This is a genomic window from Solimicrobium silvestre (genome assembly GCF_002976435.1).
Classification (GTDB): Bacteria; Pseudomonadota; Gammaproteobacteria; order Burkholderiales; family Burkholderiaceae_D; genus Solimicrobium; species Solimicrobium silvestre.
Genome location: NZ_PUGF01000004.1, coordinates 66550 through 90579, shown reverse-complemented (window position 1 = coordinate 90579; position 24030 = coordinate 66550). Strand labels below are relative to the sequence as shown.

The following is a 24030-nucleotide window of genomic DNA, read 5'->3' as shown; positions in this document are numbered from 1 at the left end:
TTTAACGAATTACTTAAGGGTTATTTTTAACGCGATCTAAAATCTGATCTATCGTATCGCCATTGGCGTCGCTAAATTTGAGCCGTACCGGATACCATTCCATGCTCGGTGCCAGCCAAATATCCAAACGTTGATCTTTGGAATCTGGTGGCGGTGCCTTGATGATATGCACTGTGGCGACATTGCCGAATGGCGTAGAGATGGTGACGTTGTCGTCCACCGTAAACGTCCACTTTTCTGCATCACGGCGGCCAGCCACAAATAGCTTCCATTGGGAGTTTGGAATAAATTGGGCTGGTGCTGCGCGGGCGATGGAGACTAACTGCCAGACGGCGCTGGTACGATCTTGTTCTCCGCCTTTGAGCGGATATGTTTCACTCGATTCGGAAAAATTCAGTGTTTTAGTTTTGCGGTCAAAGCGGGTTTGCGTGGCTGGTTTACCTAAGCGTTTTTCTTCAAATTGATCTGGTGCCAAGCCGAACGAATCGATTAATCCGGTGCTATCCGCCTGCAAAATTTTCCCAAGAATTGCGGCGCGCGTTTCGGTTTTGATGGAATAAGTTTGGGTTGAGTTTGAGCCGCCTACCTGCCAGTTGACATCGGCTTCGCCATCCAGACTAAAACCGCTTTGTTTGGCTTTGATGTGGTAGTGCAGTTGCGCTGATGGCGCTAAATTGGTTGGATAATTAATGCTGGGATGCTCTTCAGCTAAAACAGCTGTGCTGAGTAGCTGTAGTGATGCAAAAATAAGGGAAAGGCTGAGTGAAAATTTCATTGTTTTGATCCTGTGATGATTTTACGAATAGTTTGCGTAGTAATGGCCCCGTTGGCTTCGGAATTGCGAATTTGCACGGGTAGCCAATGTAAATCTGGCGCGATCCAGATGTCTAGCCGTGAAGAGTAAAGCCCGGGGCGTGGCGGTCGAACGATGTGCCAGGTTAGCAGGTGGCCAAGTTTGGTGTCGATGGTTTCTTGTTCCACTACAACGAACTGATAAGGGCTAGCTTCTTTTTCTTCCGCGACTTGGATGGTGATGTTTTTACCGGCCTGGAATTGGCTAGGATCTGCGTTGCCGATGCTGGCTAATTGCATTAACACGGTGGCTTTATCCTGAGCTCCGTCCGATAAAGGAAGCATTGCTGTGGACGCTGAAAAACTAATGGTATTGCTGTCGTAATTAAAATGGGTAGCTGTTGCCGAGCGTCCGCGCCGTGTTTCAGTTACTGTGCGCGGTTTGATGCCGGTTTCGGCCAGTTCGCCTTCACTTTGCAAGCTGTATAAGCGGATCGTGGTGAATAATAAATTGACGCCAACCTCCATTTGCATGGTGTAGCTTTTGTCATCATGTTCCCAGCGAATTTCACCTGAACCATAATAAGGATTGGCCACGTTAGGCTCGGTACGCACTACGTCCAAGATATAACTAGCTGAAGGCGGCGGTAAGGTTGATAAGGCCGGTGCAGTTTGAGCGACCGGTGCAGGAATTGTTTCTGGTATTGGCGCGGCTACACTCAGCTCAGTCGCGGCAGGTTCTGCCATGGGCGCTGCTGATTCAGTTGACTCGGCGGGCTCTGGCGACTGGCTAATAGGTTCGATTTCAACGGGTGCTTTGGGGTGCGGCGGTAATGGCTGGATTTTCTTTTGTGGAGTCGCTTTTGGGGGTGGAGCGGTAAATTTAGTAATGACCGGGATTTCGTGCAGCGTGACTGGAACGACGATGTTGGGTATCGGCGATGTAAAGCGAGTTCCGCTAAAAAATTGTAGCAGCACTAAGTGCGCTAAAGCGGTGAGAAAAATAGGAATGATGCGGCGCGTGTTCAAAATGTTTCGCTCTATTTTTTAGTCATACAAAAGAAAATCCTGCGGTAGAGAAGCCAGCTTGCGACACCAAGCTATTCGAAGACAAGCGAAGAGACGTCAGTGTATACGTTTTCGTTAATTTTATGCAGGCTTAGTTTGTATGTAACCTTCTGTTTATGTTGACTATTGTTCGCGATGATTAGTACTTGACTAGTTTCAGGCTTGACCAGTTAATCAAGCAAGGGCAAGATGCATTACCGTTTCATTAATCCCCTTTCTAATTCTTTACCTTTGAACTTTGACCTTGGAGATAACGCTATGACCCAATCAGCCTCATCAGATGCATTTAATGATAGCTTGAGTTTCGTAAAAAAATTATGGGGCGGCATGAGTGTACCGGGAATGACGGTACCGGGCATGTCGATGCCAGTGCCCAGCATGTCGCTGGAAGACATGGATAAGCGGATTCAGGAATTGAAGACAGTAGAGTCCTGGTTAACGGTGAATATGACGATGCTTCATAGCACTATTCAAGCCCTGGAAATTCAGCGTGCCACCATTGCCACCTTACATTCGCTGAGTTCCACCATGGCACAAACCATGCAAAGCGTGAATTCTAGTGGAACCAGCAATCCATTTGCAGCGGGTTTGGCATCTGAATCTGGAGCTGCAGCAGCTACAAAGTCTGGTGCGCAGGAAGATGCCGACGTTGCGCCCTTAATGAGTCAATCTGCTACTTGGTGGAATGGCGTGCAAGAGCAATTTAAGCAGGCACTTGGCACAGCGCTGGCAAACAGTGCGGCAAATTATGAGGTGGCAAAGTCGGTAACTGAAGATGCAACTAAAGCGGCAACCGATGCGGCAACGCAATTGGTTGCTAAGGCGACGAATTTGAAGGCCAGCGCATCTGCGGCACCGAAACCACCTGCCAAGGGTGCAACTAAGTCGGCACCAAAGTCGCCAGCTAAGCCAGTACCTAAAGCTGCCAGCAAAGCAAAAACTGGTGCGGCTTCAAAGACGGGTAAATCTGTTTAGCATCCCCGTGTATATAAATTAATTTTTTCAAAAAACAGGGAGGTATATGAATTTCCCTGTTTTTTGACGAAAACATTGGCAATATTATTGTCGATATATCGCTTTAATCCCCCTCAAAAAAGTAAGCTACTCTCTTAAAACATGGCACGGTTACCCCGACTCACTATTGCAAATCATCAACATCACATAATTCAACGGGGCAATGATAACCGGCTAATTTTTTGTGATGCGGATGATGTCGCGTTGTTTCGCCAACTGCTTTTAGAGGCGGCAAAGAAATTTGATGTTGCGATCCATGCCTATGTATTCATGCCAAATCACTTCCATTTATTAGCAACTCCACAAACCGATGACGGGTTGGGGCGCATGATGCAATGGCTAGGTCGGCACTATGTCCCTTATTTTAATCGGCGTTATGAACGTAGCGGTACGCTTTGGCAGGGTCGGTTTAAGTCCTTACTGATCGATTCTGCAGCATATTTTATGTTGTGCAGCCGCTATATTGAGTCTAATCCTGTGCGCGCCGGATTGGTGTCAGCCCCTGCCGACTATGTTGATTCCAGTTATTTGCACCATATAGGTGCGTTGGTTGATCCGTTAATCAGTGATCATCCGCTGTACTGGAATTTGGGTAATACGCCTTTTCAGCGTGAGGCAGTATATAAGGAATTGCTGGAGCAGGCACTTACTTTAAAAGAAATTGAAGAGATAACTAAAGCTTGTTTGAAAGGCTGGCCGTTAGGCTCTTCGCATTTCAAGGAGCAATTAGAGAAGCAGGCAAGTCGGCGAATTAATCCATTAAAACGCGGTCGGCCGCGCTTGCATAAACCGAAGTTGGAAAAGCAGGATGAGAACAATCCAAAATAAATAATCGGATAGGGAAGCTAGGGTAGGATGCTTTTTTATTTCTCGCAAACAACTCTGACCCTATTTAATTTTTGATTAAATTAAATTCATATTTAATGATCTCTGACCCTATTTAATTCTGTTGAATTAAATGTTGCAGTGCTTTATTCTTTGCTCACCCCCTAGTCCCGTTGTGGAGAAAAATAATGCAAGCGCAAGGTCTGTACGATCCAAAAAATGAACACGATGCCTGTGGTGTTGGCTTTGTTGCCCACATTAAAGGTAATAAAAGTCACATGATTGTTGAGCAAGGTTTGTTGATACTACAAAACCTGGATCATCGGGGTGCGGTTGGTGCCGATGAGCTAATGGGCGACGGTGCCGGGATTTTGCTGCAATTACCAGATCAATTCTTCCGTGAAGAAATGGCTTTGCAAAATGTGATCTTGCCGCCGCCAGGGGAATATGGCGTAGGAATGGTGTTTTTGCCGAAAGAACACGCATCGCGTTTAGCATGTGAACAAGAAATTGAACGCTCGGTGCGCATCGAAGGGCAGATAGTGCTGGGCTGGCGCGACGTGCCTGTAGATAAAAGCATGCCGATGTCGCCGACCGTGCGCGACAAAGAGCCTGTCATTCGCCAGATTTTTATTGGCCGCGGCCCCGATATTATGGTGACCGACGCGTTAGAGCGTAAGTTATACGTAATCCGCAAATCGGCTGTACACGCGATTGAAGCCTTGCATTTAATTCATGGCAAAGAATATTTTGTGCCGTCGATGTCGGCGCGCACCATCGTCTACAAGGGTTTGCTGTTAGCTACCCAAGTCGGCGTGTATTACCAGGATTTGCAAGATCCACGCTTTATTTCCGCATTGGCGCTGGTGCATCAGCGCTTTTCAACCAATACTTTCCCAGAATGGCCGTTAGCACATCCGTATCGGATGATTGCGCATAACGGTGAAATCAATACGGTAAAAGGAAACTTTAACTGGATGCGCGCCCGTGAAGGTGTGATGAGTTCCGCGGTGTTGGGCAACGATTTACAAAAACTGTATCCGCTTATTTTTGAAGGCCAATCCGACACCGCGTGTTTTGATAATGCACTGGAATTGTTAGTGATGGCGGGTTATCCGATCGCCCAAGCAATGATGATGATGATTCCTGAAGCGTGGGAAAACCACACGATGATGGATGACAACCGGCGCGCTTTTTACGAGTACCACGCCGCGATGATGGAACCGTGGGACGGCCCTGCGGCGATGGCATTTACCGATGGCCGTCAAATTGGCGGCACTTTGGATCGCAACGGTTTGCGTCCGGCACGTTACATCATTACTGATGATGATTTAGTGGTGATGGCGTCGGAATCTGGTGTGTTGCCGATCCCTGAATCAAAGATCATTAAAAAATGGCGTTTACAGCCGGGCAAAATGTTTTTGATCGATTTAGATGCTGGTCGTATTATTGACGACCAAGAAATCAAGAATACCTATGCCAATGCCAAGCCGTATAAACAGTGGATTAATTCGGTACGCATCAAGCTGAATAAATTGCCGGAAGCCGCCGCGTTGGCCAGTTCTGACGTGGCTTTGTTAGACCGCCAGCAAGCGTTTGGTTACACGCAGGAAGACATTAAATTTTTGATGACGCCGATGGCCGAGTCGGGTGAAGAAGCGATTGGCTCAATGGGTAACGATTCACCCCTGGCGATTACTTCCAACAAAAATAAAACGCTCTATAACTACTTCAAGCAGTTATTTGCGCAAGTAACCAATCCGCCGATTGATCCGATCCGTGAAGCGATGGTGATGTCGCTGGTGTCATTTATCGGCCCGAAACCGAATCTGCTCGATACTAATAACATCAATCCGCCGATGCGTTTAGAGGTTGCGCAACCGGTGTTGAATTTTGCCGACATGGCGCGCTTGCGGAATATCAGTGAATACACCGGCGGGAAATTCAAATCCTATGATTTAAATATTTGCTACCCAGTGGTGTGGGGCAAAGAAGGTATCGAAGCGCGTCTGGCGTCGATTTGTGCGGAAGTGGTTGATGCGGTTAAATCAGGCCATAACATCATCATTATTTCAGACCGAAAAATGGACGCGGATACGGTGGCGATTCCGGCCTTGTTGGCGACGTCGACGGTACATCAGCATTTGGTCAGTCGCGGTTTGCGCACCATTACCGGCTTGGTGGTGGACACCGGTTCGGCGCGTGAAACGCATCACTTTGCCTTGTTGGCCGGTTATGGTGCCGAAGCAGTGCATCCTTATTTGGCAATGGAAAGCCTGCAAGTCATGGCGGCCGAGTTAAAACTCAGCGCAGATGAAGCAATTTATAACTACACCAAAGCAATCGGCAAAGGCTTGATGAAGGTGATGTCCAAAATGGGCATTTCAACTTATATGTCGTATTGCGGCGCGGAGATCTTTGAAGCGGTTGGTTTGAGTAAAGCACTGGTGAGTAAATATTTCCGTGGCACGGCGTCCAATGTCGAAGGTATCGGTTTATTTGACGTAGCGGAAGAAGCCTTGCTGTTGCATAAACAAGCCTTCGGCGCTGATCCGGTGCTAGCCAATGCGCTGGATGCGGGTGGTGAATATGCATTCCGGATACGCGGTGAAGATCATATGTGGACGCCGGATGCGATTGCGAAATTACAGCATTCCACGCGCAGCAATAACTTCAATTCGTACAAAGAATACGCGCAGATTATTAATGATCAATCTAAACGCCATATGACGTTGCGTGGTTTATTTGAATTTAAAATTGATCCAACAAAAGCCATTCCGCTTGATCAGGTTGAGTCGGCCAAAGAGATCGTTAAACGCTTTGCCACTGGCGCAATGTCGCTCGGTTCGATCAGCACTGAAGCGCATACCACGTTGGCTGTGGCGATGAACCGCATTGGCGGTAAATCGAACACCGGTGAAGGTGGCGAAGATCCGGCGCGTTATCAGCAAGAGCTGAAAGGTATCCCGATCAAGCAGGGTGAAACCATGGCTTCGATTTTGGGCGCTGAGCAAATCAAAGTGGATATTCCTTTGTTGGATGGCGATTCACTGCGTTCCAGAATCAAGCAGGTCGCTTCCGGGCGGTTTGGCGTGACGGCGGAATATTTGAATTCAGCAGACCAAATTCAAATCAAAATGGCGCAAGGTGCCAAGCCGGGCGAGGGCGGGCAATTGCCGGGACATAAAGTATCGGAATACATTGCCAAACTACGTTTTTCAGTACCTGGCGTGGGTTTGATTTCACCGCCTCCGCATCACGATATTTATTCGATTGAAGATTTGGCGCAGTTGATTCATGACTTGAAAAATGCCAATCCTAAAGCCTCAATTTCAGTCAAATTGGTTTCGGAAGTGGGCGTTGGAACAGTGGCAACCGGTGTTACTAAAGCTAAGGCCGATCATATTGTTATCGCAGGTCATGACGGCGGTACCGGTGCGTCGCCATTGTCATCGGTAAAACACGCCGGTACGCCGTGGGAGTTGGGCTTGTCGGAAACCCAGCAAACTTTAGTATTAAATGGCTTGCGCGGCAGGGTTCGGGTGCAGGCTGATGGTCAGATGAAAACTGGCCGTGACGTAGCGATCGCTGCGATGCTGGGCGCTGACGAAATTGGTTTTGCAACTGCGCCATTGGTGGTGGAAGGCTGCATCATGATGCGCAAATGCCATTTGAATACTTGCCCGGTTGGGGTTGCAACGCAAGATCCATTATTGCGCGCCAAATTCGCTGGCAAGCCTGAATACGTGGTGAACTATTTCTTCTTTGTGGCCGAAGAAGTGCGTCAAATTATGGCGCAATTGGGTTTGCGTAGTTTTGATGAAATGATAGGTCGGGTTGATCTGCTGGATAAATCTAAAGCAATCACGCATTGGAAAGCGCAAGGCTTGGATTTTAGTAAAATTTTCCATCAAATTGAAAAAGACTCGCCTATCAGGCATGTGGATGTGCAAGATCATGGTTTGGAAAAAGCTCTGGATCACAAATTAATTGCGCAAGCACAGATCGCATTAACAACCGGTGAAAAGGTCTCGTTTATTTCGTCGGTAAAAAATGTCAATCGCACTGTCGGCACCATGCTGTCTGGCTTGGTAGCGCGTCAGTTCGGTCATGATGGTTTACCAGACGATACGATCCATATTCAATTGCAAGGCACTGCAGGACAATCCTTCGCGGCATTTTTAGCGCACGGCATTACCTTGGATTTGGTTGGTGAAGGCAACGATTATGTCGGTAAAGGTTTATCCGGCGGGCGAGTTATTTTGCGCCCGAATACCGAATTCCGTGGCCGCGCCGTGGACAATATTATTTGCGGAAATACCGTGTTATACGGCGCAATCGCTGGCGAAGCGTTCATTAACGGCGTGGCTGGTGAACGTTTTGCAGTACGTAATTCAGGTGCGACCACGGTGGTGGAAGGTACTGGCGATCACGGTTGTGAATATATGACGGGCGGCACCGTTGTCGTGCTGGGTGACACCGGACGCAACTTCGCGGCGGGGATGTCGGGCGGTTTGGCTTATGTCTATGACGAGCACGGGGACTTTGCGGCGAAGTGCAATCTGTCCATGGTGACACTGGAGCCGGTGTTGTCCGGCATCGAGCAGCAAGCGCATAGCGGTGTTCTCTATCACAGCGTATTAAGAGGCGGGATAGGCGAAACGGATGAAGCTATTTTGCGTAACCTGATTGAACGCCATTTCAAACATACCGGTAGCACCAGGGCGCGTAATTTGCTGGACGACTGGGCGCGTAGTCGTGCCAAGTTCGTCAAGGTATTTCCGACTGAATATCAACGTGCTTTAGCTGAAATGCAAGCCGCCAAATTAACTCAAAAAGCCGCCTAAAGAAGAGGATTTGACTATGGGTAAAGTAACTGGTTTTATGGAATATGCGCGCTTGCAAGAAGCCGCGGAAGCGCCTGCGACACGGGTAAAACATCATAAAGAATTTTTGCTGCATCTGGATGACGCCGCTGCCAAAACGCAAGCGGCACGCTGCATGGATTGTGGGATTCCTTTTTGTAATAACGGCTGTCCGGTGAATAACATCATTCCTGACTGGAATGACTTGGTGTATCGCGGTAATTACCAGGAAGCGCTGGATACGCTGCATTCAACCAATAATTTTCCGGAATTTACCGGCCGGATTTGTCCTGCGCCGTGTGAAACAGCCTGTACCTTGGGAATTAATTCAGATGCGGTGGGAATTAAATCGATAGAGCATTTTATTATCGACAAGGGTTGGGAAAATGCGTGGATTAAACCGCAAATAGCCAGCAGTTCCACCGGCAAAAAAATTGCCATCGTGGGTTCGGGACCGGCTGGCATGGCCGCGGCACAACAATTGGCGCGGGTTGGTCATGCGGTTACCGTGTTTGAAAAAAACGATAGAGTAGGCGGATTATTGCGTTATGGAATTCCCGATTTCAAATTGGAAAAATTGCATATTGATCGTCGCGTAGAGCAAATGCAGGCCGAAGGTGTCGTGTTTAAAACCGGTGTGCTGGTTGGTGATGACTTCCCCCAAAATATCACCAACTGGTCGCAAGAAACTATTTCGGCAGCGCAGTTGCAAGAGCAGTTTGACGCCATCATCATGGCTGGCGGTGCGGAGCAACCGCGTGATCTGCCGGTACCGGGTCGTGAATTAAAAGGCGTACATTTTGCGATGGATTTTTTGCCGCAGCAAAATAAAGTCAATGCAGGCGATAAGGTCAAAGAACAAATCAAAGCCACTGGCAAACATGTGGTGGTGATCGGCGGTGGTGATACCGGTTCCGATTGCGTCGGTACATCCAATCGTCATGGCGCTGCTTCGGTCAGTCAGTTTGAAGTAATGCCTATGCCGCCGGAGCAAGAGAATATTCCATTGGTTTGGCCTTATTGGCCGCTCAAACTGCGTACATCCTCTTCACATGAAGAAGGTTGTCAGCGTGATTGGTCGGTTGCCACTAAACGGCTGGAAGGTCGGAATGGCAAAGTGGAAAAACTGATCGCAGCGCGGGTTGAATGGCGTGATGGAAAAATGCAGGAAGTTGCCGATTCTGAATTTGAAATCAAGGCAGATTTGGTGTTATTGGCGATGGGATTTGTATCGCCAGTGCAACAAACATTAACATCCTTCGGTGTTGAGCAAGATGCGCGTGGCAATGTGCGTGCTACCACTGAGGGCGTAAAAGCCTACGTGAGTTCTGTAAATAAGGTATTTACCGCAGGCGATATGCGACGCGGGCAATCGTTGGTGGTCTGGGCGATTCGTGAAGGGCGGCAATGCGCGCAGGCGGTGGATAAATTCTTGATGGGTTCTTCATTATTGCCACTTTAAGAAGTTTTAGAAAAAGACGAATTGGAATAAATTTTCAATTCGTTTGTAACTACAACGTTACAACATGTCAGGTTGGAAATTAGTTGCTCTCAGCAGGGATTCTATGTTTTGAACTACAATGTCGAATTGCAAAATAAAACCTCCTTCTGTGACTAATCTCGTTGAAATCCAAAATTTACATTTTGCATATGGTGATCGTCCGATATTGACTGATCTGAACATGCAATTTCCGCGCAACAAAGTTGTTGCGGTAATGGGTGGGTCTGGCTCAGGTAAAACGACGATACTGCGCTTAATTGGCGGTTTAATTGCGCCCAATGCCGGTCAAATTCGCTTACTTGGTGAGCCTATCGCTCAGCAAAATAGCCCTGCGCTATATAAGCAGCGTCGCAATATGGGCATGTTATTTCAGCACGGCGCCTTATTTACCGATTTATCGGTATTTGAAAATGTCGCTTTTCCTCTGCGTGAACACACCAATATGCCCGAATCGCTGCTGCATGATTTAGTGCTGTTAAAGCTCAATGCAGTGGGTTTGCGCAATGCCGCACAACTCAAACCATCGGAAATTTCCGGCGGTATGGCAAGACGCGTCGCTTTGGCGCGTGCCGTTGCGCTTGATCCCCAACTGATTATGTATGACGAACCGTTTGCCGGGCTGGATCCGATTTCAATGGGCGTAACGGCTAACCTGATCCGTCAATTAAATGATGCATTAGGCTCAACTTCAATCTTGGTTTCGCACGACGTGCATGAATCGTTTGGGATTGCCGATTACGTCTATTTCTTGTCGCAAGGCAGTATCGTGGCACAAGGCACTCCTGCCGAGATGTTGGCTTCAGAGCATCCTTATGTGCAGCAGTTTGTGAATGCGCGAGCCGATGGGCCGGTACCATTTCATTATCCGGGCAACACGCTGGCGCAAGATCTGGGCATAGGAGCGCGCTCATGATACATAAATTGATTAGCCAGTTAGGTCATGGCGTGAGAGTTTGGTTAGCTGAATTAGGTTTGGCGTTCCGTACGCTTTGGGCAATATTGGCCAGTGGCTTGGGATTGTGGAAACGGCCGCGCTTGATTACTACGCAAATCCATTTCATCGGAAATTATTCTTTAGTCATTATTTTGGTTTCGGGCCTGTTTGTTGGCTTTGTGCTGGCCTATCAAGGTTATTACACCTTAAACCGTTATGGCTCAGAAGAGGCGCTAGGCTTGTTGGTGGCGTTGTCGCTGGCGCGCGAGTTGGGACCAGTTATAACTGCACTGTTGTTTGCTGGTCGTGCCGGTACTTCATTAACGGCAGAAATTGGTTTAATGAAGGCGGGTGAGCAGTTAGCCGCAATGGAAATGATGGCGGTTAATCCCTTGCAACGGGTATTGGCGCCGCGCTTTATTGCCGGAATAATCGCTATGCCAATTTTGGCAACCTTGTTTACCGCAATGGGAGTCTTTGGCGGTTATCTGGTCGGCGTACAACTCATCGGTGTAGATGAAGGTGCGTTTTGGTCGCAAATGCAAGGCGGGGTAGACCTTTGGGAAGATATTGGCAACGGAATTATTAAAAGTATTGTGTTCGGTTTTGCCGCTACTTTTATTGCTATTTACCAAGGTTATCAAGCTCAGCCGACTCCAGAAGGGGTATCACGCGCTACAACGCGCACGGTGGTGCTTTCTTCCCTCATGGTGTTGTGGCTGGACTTTGTACTGACCGCACTGATGTTCAAGTAATTAAGAAGTTATACAAAACCAAGACAAACGAATAACGATTTTGCCATATACTCCGCTTCGCATAAGCGGCATGGCGTTAAAGGATGTGAAATGCAAAACAAATCATTGGATTTTTGGGTCGGCCTGTTTGTATTAATGGGCGCTGTCGCATTACTATTTTTGGCCTTAAGAGTAGGGAATATGAGTTCCTTTTCACTTAATAGCAGCTATATTGTAATAACCAAATTCGACAATATTGGCGGGCTAAAGCCGCGCGCTCCGGTAAAAAGTGCCGGTGTCGTTGTTGGTCGGGTTGGTGCGATTAGCTTTGATGACAGTACTTTTCAAGCAGTCGTGAGTTTGCAACTTGATCAGCGTTATAAATTTCCTAAAGACAGCTCAGCTAAAATTTTGACATCAGGTTTGTTGGGTGAGCAATATATTGGATTAGAGCCAGGTGGCGATGTCAACGCACTGGTTGCAGGCGATAAAATAAAAATGACCCAATCGGCCATCGTATTAGAAAATTTAATCAGCCAATTTTTGTTTAGTAAAGCGGCTGAAGGGAAGGATGAAAATAAATGAAACTTAAGGCATTAGTTTTAGCGGTATCGCTGTTCGCATTATCGGGTTGTGCCACTGTGCCAAACGAAGACGGCACGCAAAGTTCGCGGGTTGATCCGTTCGAGAGCATGAACCGTTCTACATCGGCATTTAATGATAAATTTGATCAAAATTTATTCCAGCCGGTCGCGCGTGCCTACGTCAACGTTGTACCTGGTTTTGTGCAAACGGGTATAGGCAATTTCTTTGGCAATATTAATGACGTCTGGACTGCTGCAAATAGTTTTTTGCAAGGTAATGTGGAAGACGGTTTTTCCGACATCATGCGTTTTAGTCTGAATAGTACCTTTGGGTTTTTGGGGATTTTAGACATTGCTTCGGAAGCCCGAATTCCTAAGCATCGCAAAGATTTCGGTCAGACATTAGGTGTTTGGGGTGTGCCAAATGGCCCTTATCTAGTTATTCCATTCCTAGGCCCTTCTGTGATGCGTGATGCCGCGGCATTGCCTGCGGATTACTATGCGGATTTGTGGACTTATACTCGCCCGGTATACATCCGTAATATCGGATCCGGGGTGCGCCTGGTTGACAAGCGTGCCGGTTATCTGGATGCATCCTCCTTACTGGAAGATGCCGCTTTAGATAAATATATTTTTATTCGTGATGCTTATTTGCAGCGTATTGCCAGCCAAATAGAATCGCGTAAAGATGCTAAGCAAAATCGTGAAGATAACGCCGAGATGCAAAGACAGAGTGACGATGATGTGATGAAAGAGCCGGCAATGTCAGGCACGCCAAGTGCAGTTAAGCCGCTGCCAACACCGTAATTATTTGGTTGATTACGCAATAAATTCGCATAACTAAATGGAAATTTTATGAACATGTTAAAAAAAATATTTGTATCACTCATCGCTAGTTCTGCTCTTTGTTTGGGTGTGGCACATGCAGCTGAAGAAGCGCCGGATGTGTTGGTGAAACGGATCAGTCAGGAAGTGCTGGACGTTGCTAAATCCGATAAAGATATTCAAGCTGGAAATCAGCAAAAAATATTGGATCTGGTTGAGCAAAAAATTCTGCCATACGTCGATTTTCAACGTATGACGGAATTAGCTGCGGGCCGTAACTGGCGTGTTGCCACACCAGCGCAACAGCAAGAATTAGTAAAGCAATTCCGCAGCTTGTTGATCTACACTTATTCCGGCGCTTTGTCGCAAGTGAAAGATCAAAAAATAGAATACCGCCCATTCCGCGCTGATCCAGCTGACACCGATGTTGAAGTACGTAGCCAAGTTGTGACGGCGCGCGTAGGTCAGGCGATTCAGTTGAACTATCGTTTAGGCAAAGGCGCTGATGGCTGGAAAATTTACGATATTAACGTGCTTGGCGCGTGGTTGATTGAAACCTATAAAGGTAACTTTACGGCAGAAATCAACAAATCAGGCATTGATGGTTTAATCAAAACCTTGACCGACAAAAACGCTAAATTAGCTGTTTCATTTGCTAAAAAATCGACCTGATAGAAAAATAATGTCTTTTACTCCCACATCCGTATTCACCCACGAAAACGCCACGCAGCAACTGGCCGCAGGCCTTGCTGCGATTGATGCGGGGCAAAGCGCGTTTGCTTTTAACCAAACTAATAGTATTGATTCCAGCGCGGTTGCTTGCATGTTGGCATGGCAGCGGCACGCACAACAGCGTGGCGTTAAGCTGGAATTTCAGCAGTTGCCGATCAATTTAACTAATTTAATCGCGCTGTATGGGGTAGCTGAGTTTTTGTGATTTTTGCTGCGTAGGTGGGCATGATGAAATCGTGCTCATCCTACAATAAATCCATTTTCACAATGCCTTATTGTTTTATAACTATCAGTAAATTGGCTATATTTTTCACGCAAAGCCCATCATTAAGTCAGATTTCCCAAATTCCCCTATAATCAATCCCCTTGTGTTGCGCAGGCAATCTTGCTCGAACTCATTGCACTCACGCAGTACATTCATTTACACGCATTTGTTCTTTAATTCACACTTTAAATAAAGCATTCAGCCCATGGCGGCCCTACAAATTACCGATATCAAAAAAAACTATGCAGCGTTACAAGCGCTGGATGGCGTTTCCCTGACTGTTGAGCAAGGTGAGTTCTTTGGTTTGCTGGGGCCGAATGGCGCAGGTAAAACCACCTTAATCTCGATTATTGCCGGCCTCAATCGCGCCACTTCGGGGCATGTTTCCGTAATGGGACACGACGTGGTAAGCGATTATCGCGCTGCACGCCGGCAGTTGGGCGTGGTGCCGCAAGAGCTTGTGTTCGACCCGTTTTTTACCGTGCGTGAAACCCTGCGTATGCAGTTAGGTTATTACGGCTTAAAAAGAAACGATGCGTGGATCGATGAGATCATGGAAAACCTGGATCTCACCAATAAAGCCGACACTAATATGCGTGCTTTATCGGGCGGCATGAAACGGCGCGTTCTGGTTGCGCAAGCTTTAGTGCATAAGCCGCCTGTAATCGTATTGGATGAACCTACTGCTGGTGTTGACGTGGAGCTACGCCAGACTTTATGGCAGTTTATTGGTCGCCTGAATCGGGAAGGCCACACGATTGTGCTGACCACGCATTATCTGGAAGAAGCGCAAGCGCTATGTAGCCGGATCGCCATGTTAAAAGCGGGTAAAGTCGTGGCGCTGGATACCACCGCTGCCTTATTACAGCGCGTCGCTGGTTCACAATTGAAGCTGCGTTTATCTGGTGCTGCATTACCTGCATCTTTGCGGGCACTGCAAATTCCAAATGATTCCTCTCATACTGGCACGATATTGCGGGTTAACGACAGTACGGAAATAGAGCCAATTTTGGCGAGTTTGCGGCAAGCCGGTTGCGTAATTGACGACCTGCAATTGCAACAGGCTGATCTGGAAGACGTATTTTTACAAATTATGGGCGGCGCACAGAAATGATCGGTTTTCAAACTTTATTCTATAAAGAAATTTTGCGTTTCTGGAAAGTCGCAACGCAAACTATCACCGCGCCCATCATGACCGCACTGTTGTATTTGCTAATCTTCGGCCATGTGCTGGATTCGCGGGTGCAGGTTTATCCGGGCGTGCGTTACACCGCGTTTTTGGTTCCCGGTTTAGTCATGATGAGCGTGCTGCAAAATGCATTTGCCAACGCTTCTTCGTCGCTGATGCAATCTAAAATTACCGGTAACTTAGTTTTCATCTTGCTACCGCCGTTGTCATATTGGGAATTATTTAGCGCTTATGTATTGGCGTCGATAGTGCGCGGTTTGGTGGTCGGTTTGGGTGTGTTTGTGATTACTGCCTGGTTTGCCGACTTGTCATTTGTTGCGCCGCTCTGGATAGTAGTGTTTTCTTTATTGGGCGCTGCCATGTTGGGCACGATGGGGTTAATTGCCGGAATTTGGGCTGAAAAATTCGATCAGCTGGCCGCTTTTCAAAACTTCCTAATCATGCCGGCAACTTTTTTGTCTGGTGTCTTCTATTCCATTCATTCTTTACCGCCAATCTGGCAAGCAGTATCCCGTTTCAACCCGTTTTTCTATATGATAGACGGTTTTCGCTACGGCTTTTTTGGGCAGTCCGACGTCGATCCGCTGCATAGCTTGCTAATCGTTTCGGCATTTTCTGCTTTATTGGCCGGAATTGCGCTGACTATGCTAAAGAATGGTTATAAATTAAGAGCCTAGAACTAGGACTTACGCAAAACCACCCCAGCGGCGTTGCGCCTTGCTGGAACAATTTTGCATAAGTCCTGAACTATAGATAAATAAGGAAGTAAGCGTGTTACCAACTCCAGAACAAATCAACGATTACATCGCCGCCGGTATGCAATGCAGCCACTTAAGCGTGCAGGGCGATGGACAACATTTTCAAGCGACTATCGTGTCGGACGCCTTTGTTGGCAAGCGTTTAATACAACGCCATCAAATGGTGTACGCCGTATTGGGCGACCGTATGCGTGAAGAAATTCACGCGCTTTCAATGAAAACCCTGACACCCGAAGAATTCGCTCAAAATAATGGATAAATTATTAATTACAGGCGGCACACGCCTCACCGGCGATGTGGTGATTTCCGGTGCCAAGAATGCCACGCTGCCGATCTTGTGCGCTGGTTTGTTGACCAGTGACGATCTGCATCTCACTAATTTGCCGTTACTTAAAGACGTTTCCACTATGGAGAAATTGCTGAGCCAAATGGGCTTGCGCATGAATGTCTCGGGCAACTCGGTAACTTTGAATGGCAGCAACATCCATAACCTGGAAGCGCCATACGACATGGTTAAAACCATGCGCGCATCTATTTTGGCATTAGGCCCGTTGTTGGCGCGTTTCGGCGAAGCGCGGGTTTCCTTGCCGGGTGGGTGCGCAATTGGTGCGCGTCCGGTTGATCAGCACATCAAAGGCTTGCAAGCGATGGGTGCCGAGATCACCATCGAAGCTGGCTATATTCATGCCAAAGCCAAGAAGCTCAAAGGCACGCGGATTGTGACCGATATGATCACCGTCACCGGTACCGAAAACTTATTGATGGCAGCTACTCTGGCGGAAGGCGAAACGATTTTAGAAAATTCCGCCTGCGAACCTGAGGTAGTTGATTTGGCCAATTTGCTAGTGGCGATGGGCGCACAAATTAGCGGCATCGGCACTTCACGCATGGTTATTCAAGGTGTATCCAGCCTGCATGGCGCACAGCATCACATTATTTCGGACCGTGTTGAAGCCGCCACTTTCTTGTGTGCAGTTGCCGCAACAGGTGGTGATGTAACGCTGCAAAACACCCGCGTGGATATTTTAGACGTGGCGTTAGACAAGCTGCGCGAAGCGGGCGCTATTCTGATTACGGAAGCCGATACGATCCGTATTCAAATGTCATCGCGTCCTAAAGCGGTGAGCTTCAGAACTACCGAATACCCAGGTTTTCCTACCGATATGCAAGCGCAATTTATGGCCATGAATTGCATCGCGGAAGGTACTAGTCAAGTGACGGAAACGATTTTTGAAAATCGCTTTATGCACGTACAAGAATTAAACCGCCTGGGCGCATCGATTGAAACCGAAGGACATACCGCGATTGTGCGCGGTGTTGATAAATTGGTCGGCGCTCCCGTTATGGCAACCGATTTACGTGCATCGGCGAGTCTGGTGATTGCGGCATTGGCGGCAGAAGGAGAAACCTTAATTGACCGTATTTATCATTTGGACCGTGGTTACGATCAAATGGAAGTGAAACTATCGGCGTTGGGTGCAAACATTAAACGGGTCTCTTAACGACCGGGGTAAAAACTGATTCTATGAGTGCGCAACTTACTTTAGCTTTATCCAAAGGTCGGATTTTTGACGATACTTTACCTCTGTTAAAAGCAGCGGGAATCAGTGTTCTTGAAGACCCACAAACTTCGCGCAAATTAATTTTAGCAACATCTAATCCTGCGTTGCGCGTCATTATTGTGCGCGCATCGGATGTGCCGACCTACGTGCAATATGGCGCTGCGGACTTCGGTGTGGCAGGTAAAGATGTGTTGATCGAACACGGCGGGCTTGGTTTGTATCAGCCGGTTGATTTGCAGATTGCGGCTTGCCGGATGTCGGTCGCGGTGGCGCAAGGCTTTGATTATGCGAAGGCGATACGGCAGGGTGCACGATTGCGGGTGGCGACGAAATACGTAGAAATTGCACGTCGCCATTTCGCCAGTAAAGGTGTGCATGTGGATTTAATTAAGCTGTATGGCTCAATGGAGTTAGCGCCTTTGATTGGCTTGTCCGACGTGATCGTGGATTTGGTCAGCACCGGAAATACTTTGCGTGCCAATCATTTGGTGGAAGTGGAAGAAATTATGGATATTTCTTCGCGCTTAATTGTTAATCAAGCTGCGTTGAAATTGAAACGCGAATCTTTGCAACCGATTTTGGCCGCATTTGAAGCGGCTTCACTTCAACAGTAATACTTATGTCTGCTCCCATTGCCATCACCAAGTTAGATTCCTCTACCGCCGATTTTCAACAGCGGCTTGCCAGTTTATTGGCTTTTGAAACTAGCCAGGATGATGCAATTGAACATGCAGTAGCGCAAATATTGACCGATGTACGCCAGCACGGCGATGCAGCCGTGTTAGCAGCAACCCAGCGCTTTGATCGTCTCACAGCAAGTTCAGTGGCTGAGCTGGAAATCAGCAAAGACGAAATGCAGCAGGCGCTCAATAGTTTGCCTACCGAACGCCGCATAGCGTTAGAAACTGCCGCACAACGGGTGCGCGCTTATCATCAAATTCAAAAGCAGGAATGCGGTTCATCCGGTTTCAGTTACACCGAACCGGATGGCACGGTGCTGGGGCAAAAAGTCACTCCGTTAGATCGCGTTGGAATTTATGTGCCAGGCGGTAAAGCGGCTTATCCATCTTCGGTATTAATGAATGCTATTCCAGCCAAAGTAGCAGGAGTGGCCGAAGTGATTATGGTCGTGCCTACTCCGGACGGGGTAAAAAATCCGCTAGTCTTAGCAGCGGCATTCATTGCTGGTGTCGATAAAATATTTACTATCGGTGGCGCACAGGCAGTAGCCGCTTTGGCTTATGGCACTGCAACTATTCCTGCGGTCGATAAAATTGTCGGCCCGGGTAATGCTTATGTGGCATCAGCCAAGCGCCGCGTCTTTGGTACGGTTGGTATCGACATGATTGCCGGCCCGTCAGAAATTTTAGTGCTGTGCGACGGAACGACAAATCCTGACTGGGTGGCGATGGATCTGTTTTCACAGGCGGAGCACGACGAGTTGGCGCAGTCAATTTTGTTATGCCCGGATGCCGACTATATAGCGGCAGTTGAGCGCAGCATCAACCATTTAATTGCGACGATGCCGCGTCAGGAAATTATCCGCACCTCACTCACCAATCGCGGCGCATTAATTTTGGTGCGTGATATGGATGAAGCATGCAGCATCGCTAATTCAATTGCGGCAGAACACGTGGAAATCTCCACTCAACAGCCGGAACATTGGGCAGCAAAAATCCGTCATGCCGGAGCCTTGTTTTTAGGCCGTTTTTCTTCCGAAGCTTTGGGCGATTATTGTGCTGGCCCCAACCATGTTTTACCAACTTCCCGCACCGCACGTTTTTCTTCACCTTTAGGTGTGTATGATTTTCAAAAACGTAGCAGCATGATTTGTGTGAGCGAAGCCGGTGCACAAACCTTAGGTAAAGTTGCTGCCGAATTGGCATATGGCGAAGGCTTACAGGCGCATGCGCGCTCGGCTGAATTACGTATTCAATGAGGTATTCTTAAGGGAGTAGACGTGTCGTTGATTAAAAATATCATCCGCCCTGAAATTCTTGCACAATCTTCTTACCATGTGCCGGATGCTGCCAATATGGTGAAACTTGATGCAATGGAAAATCCGTATGGGCTTCCTGACGCGATCAAAGCCAAGTTGGGCGCACACCTTTCCGAAGTCGCGTTGAATCGATATCCAATACCAAGCTACCGTGTTTTAAAACAAAAAATTTGCCAACAATTCGGCGTACCTACAGGCTTTGATGTCATTTTAGGCAATGGCTCGGACGAGTTAATTTCGATGCTCTCAGTTGCTTGCGCCAAACCGGGTGCAAAAGTGTTAGCGCCAGTACCGACCTTTGTGATGTACGCTATTTCCGCGCAATTGGCCGGGGTGGAATTTGTTGGCGTGCCTTTGCAGGCGGATTTAACCCTCGATTTACCAGCCATGCTGGTGGCAATTAAACAGCATCGTCCTGCACTCCTGTATTTGGCTAATCCAAATAATCCAACCGGAACCTGGTTTGATGACGCGCAGATCATTCAGATAATTCACGCCATGGCCGAGATTGGCTTAGTGGTAGTTGACGAAGCCTATCAGCCGTTTGCACCGGGCAGCATGATGTCGCGCTTGCCTGAATTTGAGAACTTGATTGTGATGCGCACCGTTTCCAAATTAGGTTTGGCCGGTTTGCGTTTGGGCTATATGTCTGCAGCCCCCGCTTTATTGGCCGAAATTGAAAAAGTCCGTCCACCGTATAACGTGAATGTGTTGACTGTGGCTGCGCTGGAGTTTTTGCTGGATCATATGTCACTCTTTAATGAACAGGCAGAGCAAATTTGCAAACAACGTAGTGTTTTGATTTCAACGTTGCAAAAATTGCATCAAATACATGTGTTTCCATCGCAAGCAAATTTTGTATTGATTCGGGTCTCAAATTCCGAGCAAATATTTAATAAACTGCTTGAGCATAAAATTTTAGTCAAAAATGTCGGTAAAATGCATCAGCTACTAGTAGATTGTTTGCGTGTCACAGTAAGCACTCCAGCAGAAAATCAGCTGTTTATGGATGCATTAATCGCCACATTAAAATAGCACCCTTTCCTTACCCACCTACATGTAACGGATTAATCTTCACCTATGCAAGCTCAGCAACCCCAATCCCAACAACGCCGCGCTGAAGTCACGCGCAACACTAACGAAACGCAAATTCGTGTTGCCATTAATCTGGACGGCACCGGCCAGCAAAAACTCAATACCGGCGTTCCTTTTTTAGATCACATGCTTGATCAAATTGCCCGTCACGGTCTGTTTGATCTGGACATTGAAGCTAAAGGCGACCTGCATATTGATGCGCATCATACGGTGGAAGATGTCGGCATTACTCTGGGTCAAGCGTTTGCATTGGCGTTGAAAGATAAAGCCGGAATTCGCCGTTACGGCCATGCTTATGTGCCGCTTGATGAGGCCTTGTCGCGCGTCGTGCTGGATTGTTCTGGTCGCCCCGGTTTAGAATTTCATGTGCCTTGGAAGCGCGCCATGATCGGCGGCTTTGATGTCGATTTAACCCATGAATTTTTCCAGGGTTTTGTTAATCATGCACTGGTTAGTTTGCACATCGATAATCTACGCGGCGAAAACGCCCATCATCAATGTGAAACCGTCTTCAAAGCTTTTGGCCGTGCGTTGCGCATGGCGGTGGAATTAGATCCACGTTCAGCCGGTATAGTCCCATCGACTAAAGGATGTTTGTAAGATGAATCGTATCGTCGTAGTTGACTATGGTATGGGTAATTTACGCTCGGTAGCACAAGCTTTACGCGCTGCCGCACCGGAAGCTGATGTGGTCATTTCTGGTGAAATTGCTGCTATTAAACAAGCCGACCGTTTAGTTTTACCTGGTCAGGGGGCAATGCCAGACTGTATGTCTTGTCTGCGTGATTCCGGTCTGCATGAAGTCTTGATGGATGCGGCCCGTAACAAGCCCTTGTTTGGCGTGTGCGTGGGTGAGCAAATGTTGTTTGACTGGAGCGCGGAAGGTGCAACCATTGGTTTGGGTTTGTTGCCGGGTAAAGTTGAACGGTTTGATCTGGCGGGACAATTGCAAGAAGATGGGTCGCGTTTCAAAGTACCTCAAATGGGCTGGAATCAAGTGCGTCAGGCTGGCACGGTGCCGCATCCGTTGTGGGCTGGCGTAGCTGATCAGAGCTATTTTTATTTTGTGCATAGCTATTATGCTAATCCAGCCAACTTGGAACATACGGTCGGCTGGACTGATTACGGACAACCATTTGCAAGTGCGGTTGCGCGTGATAATATTTTTGCTACGCAGTTTCATCCTGAAAAAAGTGCCGCAGCAGGTTTGCAGTTGTATCAGAATTTCGCCAATTGGAAGCCTTAAAAGAAGTCATGAAGTACGCTATAACTAAGTAAGTTGTAACTAAAACCAGTTTCCCCCTTTTTTAACTAATTAATAAATACCATGTTGCTCATCCCTGCTATCGACCTGAAAGACGGTCATTGTGTTCGCCTGAAACAAGGTGATATGAACCAAGCCACCGTGTTCTCAGAAGATCCGGGCGAAATGGCGCTGCATTGGTTGCAACAAGGTGCGCGTCGTTTGCATCTGGTGGATTTGAATGGCGCGTTTGCCGGCAAACCAAAAAACGAAGCAGCGGTTAAATCCATTATTAAAATGGTGCAATGGTATGCCGAAGAAAACGATCTGGATGAAATCCCGATTCAACTGGGTGGCGGCATTCGTGACCTGGATACTATCGACCGCTATTTAAACAACGGTTTAAGTTACATCATTATTGGCACCGCGGCAGTAAAAAGCCCGGGCTTTCTGCATGACGCCTGCAGTGCTTTCCCTGGCCAGATTATTGTTGGACTAGATGCCAAAGACGGCAAAGTTGCGACCGACGGCTGGAGTAAATTATCTGGGCATGAAGTGATTGATCTGGCGAAAAAATTTGAAGGTTATGGCGTTGAGTCAATTGTCTATACCGACATTGGCCGCGACGGCATGATGGGCGGCGTGAATATTGAAGCCACCGTTAAATTGGCGCAAGCGGTCAGCATTCCGATTATTGCTTCCGGCGGAGTGCATGTATTGGCTGACGTGGAAGCGTTGTGCGCGGTGCAGGATGAAGGTATTGAAGCAGTAATTTGTGGCCGCTCGATTTACGAAGGAACGCTGGATTTACTGACCGCACAAGAACGCGCAGATCAACTGAGCGAGACGGAATGACTTTAGCGAAACGCATTATTCCCTGTTTGGATGTCACTGCCGGCCGCGTTGTTAAAGGCATTAATTTTACTGAATTACGCGACGCGGGAGATCCGGTAGAAATCGCTCGGCGCTATGATGCGCAAGGTGCAGATGAAATTACTTTTTTAGATATTACGGCCAGCTCTGATGATCGGGATTTGATTTTACCGATTATCGAAGCCGTCGCTTCGCAAGTATTTATTCCCTTAACGGTGGGCGGCGGAGTGCGGGTAGTTGAAGATGTGCGACGCTTGCTGAATGCCGGTGCCGACAAAGTCAGCATGAATACTTCGGCTGTGACGAATCCGCAATTGGTGGCTGATGCAGCGCAAAAGTACGGCTCGCAATGCATCGTTGTGGCGATCGATGCGAAACAAACCGCGCCGGGTTACTGGCAGGTATATACGCACGGTGGCCGGAATGCAACCGGTTTGGATGTGGTGGAATGGGCGCGCAAGTTAGAGCAGCTCGGTGCTGGTGAGATTCTGCTGACCAGCATGAATAAAGATGGCACTAAATCGGGATTTGATCTGGCATTAACGCGGGCAGTTTCAGACGCGATTAATATTCCGGTGATTGCTTCTGGTGGAGTAGGGAGTTTGCAGGATTTGGCGGATGGAATTCAACTAGGTCATGCCGATGCGGTGTTGGCAGCCAGTATTTTCCATTATGGACAACATACAGTTAAAGAAGCGAAAGAATATATGGCCGCACGCGGAATTCCAATGAGGTTGTCATGATCACTAAGCACAGCGCTAAAAGCTCAAGTAAATGGTTGAATAAGGTGCAGTGGGATGAACACGGCCTGGTTCCCGTGATTGCCCAACAGACCGGCACTAATGATGTGCTGATGTTTGCATGGATGAATCGTGATGCCTTGGAAAAAACCGTGGAATTGGGCGAAGCCGTTTACTGGAGTCGTTCCCGTAAAAAATTGTGGCACAAAGGCGAACAGTCCGGGCATATTCAAAAAGTGCTGGATATCCGGCTTGATTGTGACTCGGATGTGGTCTTGCTTAAAGTTGAGCAGGTTGACGACATCGCATGTCACACCGGCCGACATTCCTGCTTTTTTCAACAGCTCAATGTGGCTGAAGCAGAATGGCAAGCGGTTGAGCCGGTGCTAACGGATCCTGAAGCGGTGGGTAAATAATCAGTGGGTAAGTGGG

The 24030-nt window shown here is 47.8% G+C and carries 24 protein-coding genes; 22 read left to right on the top strand and 2 right to left on the bottom strand.

What is annotated here, in order from left to right; genetic code table 11:
• Window positions 1-13 precede the first annotated feature (13 nt).
• Together S2091_RS05960 and S2091_RS05955 are read right to left on the bottom strand one after the other, a co-directional pair.
• Entirely contained in the window at window positions 14-775 is a 762-nt protein-coding gene (locus tag S2091_RS05960) for a DUF3108 domain-containing protein (protein ID WP_105530890.1), read from the bottom strand.
• Window positions 772-1821: a DUF3108 domain-containing protein gene (locus S2091_RS05955; RefSeq protein WP_105530889.1), complete on the bottom strand. Its 1050-nt coding sequence runs from the start codon at window positions 1819-1821 to the stop codon at window positions 772-774. Before S2091_RS05955 ends, S2091_RS05960 begins: the two co-directional genes overlap by 4 nt.
• A gap of 297 nt (window positions 1822-2118) precedes the next feature.
• On the opposite strand from S2091_RS05955, the gene S2091_RS05950 reads away from it, so the two are divergent.
• The 22 genes from S2091_RS05950 to hisI all read left to right on the top strand — a co-directional run bounded on the left by S2091_RS05950 (window position 2119) and on the right by hisI (window position 24014).
• Window positions 2119-2835, top strand: coding sequence for a PhaM family polyhydroxyalkanoate granule multifunctional regulatory protein (locus S2091_RS05950; RefSeq protein ID WP_105530888.1), 717 nt, complete (start codon window positions 2119-2121; stop codon window positions 2833-2835).
• 141 nt (window positions 2836-2976) lie between these two features.
• Window positions 2977-3702, top strand: a complete 726-nt coding sequence (locus S2091_RS05945) for a transposase (RefSeq protein ID WP_105530887.1) — start codon at window positions 2977-2979, stop codon at window positions 3700-3702.
• 185 nt (window positions 3703-3887) lie between these two features.
• The gene (locus tag S2091_RS05940; RefSeq protein ID WP_105530886.1) at window positions 3888-8546 is read left to right on the top strand and encodes a glutamate synthase-related protein; all 4659 of its coding nucleotides are present in this window, start codon (window positions 3888-3890) and stop codon (window positions 8544-8546) included.
• A gap of 16 nt (window positions 8547-8562) precedes the next feature.
• A complete protein-coding gene (locus S2091_RS05935) occupies window positions 8563-10026 on the top strand; it encodes a glutamate synthase subunit beta (protein WP_105530885.1) in 1464 nt (487 codons plus the stop codon).
• 148 nt (window positions 10027-10174) lie between these two features.
• The gene (locus tag S2091_RS05930; RefSeq protein ID WP_105531035.1) at window positions 10175-10978 is read left to right on the top strand and encodes an ABC transporter ATP-binding protein; all 804 of its coding nucleotides are present in this window, start codon (window positions 10175-10177) and stop codon (window positions 10976-10978) included.
• Window positions 10975-11754, top strand: coding sequence for a lipid asymmetry maintenance ABC transporter permease subunit MlaE (gene mlaE / locus S2091_RS05925; RefSeq protein ID WP_105530884.1), 780 nt, complete (start codon window positions 10975-10977; stop codon window positions 11752-11754). Before S2091_RS05930 ends, mlaE begins: the two co-directional genes overlap by 4 nt.
• 90 nt (window positions 11755-11844) lie before the next feature.
• Window positions 11845-12318: an outer membrane lipid asymmetry maintenance protein MlaD gene (gene mlaD / locus S2091_RS05920; RefSeq protein WP_105530883.1), complete on the top strand. Its 474-nt coding sequence runs from the start codon at window positions 11845-11847 to the stop codon at window positions 12316-12318.
• A complete protein-coding gene (locus S2091_RS05915; protein WP_105530882.1) occupies window positions 12315-13124 on the top strand; it encodes an MlaA family lipoprotein in 810 nt (269 codons plus the stop codon). The genes mlaD and S2091_RS05915 overlap by 4 nt, the downstream gene beginning before the upstream one ends.
• Window positions 13125-13172: 48 nt before the next feature.
• On the top strand, window positions 13173-13814 hold the full coding sequence (locus S2091_RS05910; RefSeq protein ID WP_105530881.1) for an MlaC/ttg2D family ABC transporter substrate-binding protein: 642 nt from the start codon (window positions 13173-13175) through the stop codon (window positions 13812-13814).
• A gap of 10 nt (window positions 13815-13824) precedes the next feature.
• On the top strand, window positions 13825-14079 hold the full coding sequence (locus tag S2091_RS05905) for an STAS domain-containing protein (RefSeq protein WP_105530880.1): 255 nt from the start codon (window positions 13825-13827) through the stop codon (window positions 14077-14079).
• A gap of 265 nt (window positions 14080-14344) precedes the next feature.
• A complete protein-coding gene (locus S2091_RS05900) occupies window positions 14345-15253 on the top strand; it encodes an ABC transporter ATP-binding protein (protein ID WP_105530879.1) in 909 nt (302 codons plus the stop codon).
• Window positions 15250-16005: an ABC transporter permease gene (locus tag S2091_RS05895; RefSeq protein WP_105530878.1), complete on the top strand. Its 756-nt coding sequence runs from the start codon at window positions 15250-15252 to the stop codon at window positions 16003-16005. The genes S2091_RS05900 and S2091_RS05895 overlap by 4 nt, the downstream gene beginning before the upstream one ends.
• A 94-nt stretch (window positions 16006-16099) precedes the next feature.
• Complete coding sequence (locus S2091_RS05890) at window positions 16100-16345, top strand: BolA family protein (RefSeq protein WP_105530877.1); 246 nt, start codon at window positions 16100-16102, stop codon at window positions 16343-16345.
• Complete coding sequence (gene murA / locus S2091_RS05885; protein WP_105530876.1) at window positions 16338-17588, top strand: UDP-N-acetylglucosamine 1-carboxyvinyltransferase; 1251 nt, start codon at window positions 16338-16340, stop codon at window positions 17586-17588. The genes S2091_RS05890 and murA overlap by 8 nt, the downstream gene beginning before the upstream one ends.
• 23 nt (window positions 17589-17611) lie before the next feature.
• Entirely contained in the window at window positions 17612-18262 is a 651-nt protein-coding gene (gene hisG / locus S2091_RS05880; protein WP_105530875.1) for an ATP phosphoribosyltransferase, read from the top strand.
• A gap of 5 nt (window positions 18263-18267) precedes the next feature.
• Complete coding sequence (hisD, locus tag S2091_RS05875; protein ID WP_105530874.1) at window positions 18268-19587, top strand: histidinol dehydrogenase; 1320 nt, start codon at window positions 18268-18270, stop codon at window positions 19585-19587.
• Window positions 19588-19608: 21 nt separating this feature from the next.
• Window positions 19609-20682 (top strand): histidinol-phosphate transaminase, encoded by a 1074-nt coding sequence (gene hisC, locus S2091_RS05870; RefSeq protein ID WP_105530873.1) that lies wholly within the window; start codon window positions 19609-19611, stop codon window positions 20680-20682.
• 45 nt (window positions 20683-20727) lie between these two features.
• Complete coding sequence (gene hisB, locus S2091_RS05865; RefSeq protein WP_105530872.1) at window positions 20728-21342, top strand: imidazoleglycerol-phosphate dehydratase HisB; 615 nt, start codon at window positions 20728-20730, stop codon at window positions 21340-21342.
• A 1-nt stretch (window position 21343) separates the two neighbouring features.
• Window positions 21344-21988 (top strand): imidazole glycerol phosphate synthase subunit HisH, encoded by a 645-nt coding sequence (gene hisH / locus S2091_RS05860; RefSeq protein ID WP_105530871.1) that lies wholly within the window; start codon window positions 21344-21346, stop codon window positions 21986-21988.
• 81 nt (window positions 21989-22069) lie between these two features.
• Window positions 22070-22840, top strand: coding sequence for a 1-(5-phosphoribosyl)-5-[(5-phosphoribosylamino)methylideneamino]imidazole-4-carboxamide isomerase (gene hisA / locus S2091_RS05855; protein ID WP_105530870.1), 771 nt, complete (start codon window positions 22070-22072; stop codon window positions 22838-22840).
• On the top strand, window positions 22837-23601 hold the full coding sequence (hisF, locus tag S2091_RS05850) for an imidazole glycerol phosphate synthase subunit HisF (protein WP_105530869.1): 765 nt from the start codon (window positions 22837-22839) through the stop codon (window positions 23599-23601). The genes hisA and hisF overlap by 4 nt, the downstream gene beginning before the upstream one ends.
• Window positions 23598-24014: a phosphoribosyl-AMP cyclohydrolase gene (gene hisI, locus S2091_RS05845; RefSeq protein ID WP_105530868.1), complete on the top strand. Its 417-nt coding sequence runs from the start codon at window positions 23598-23600 to the stop codon at window positions 24012-24014. Before hisF ends, hisI begins: the two co-directional genes overlap by 4 nt.
• The last annotated feature ends 16 nt before the right edge of the window (window positions 24015-24030 follow it).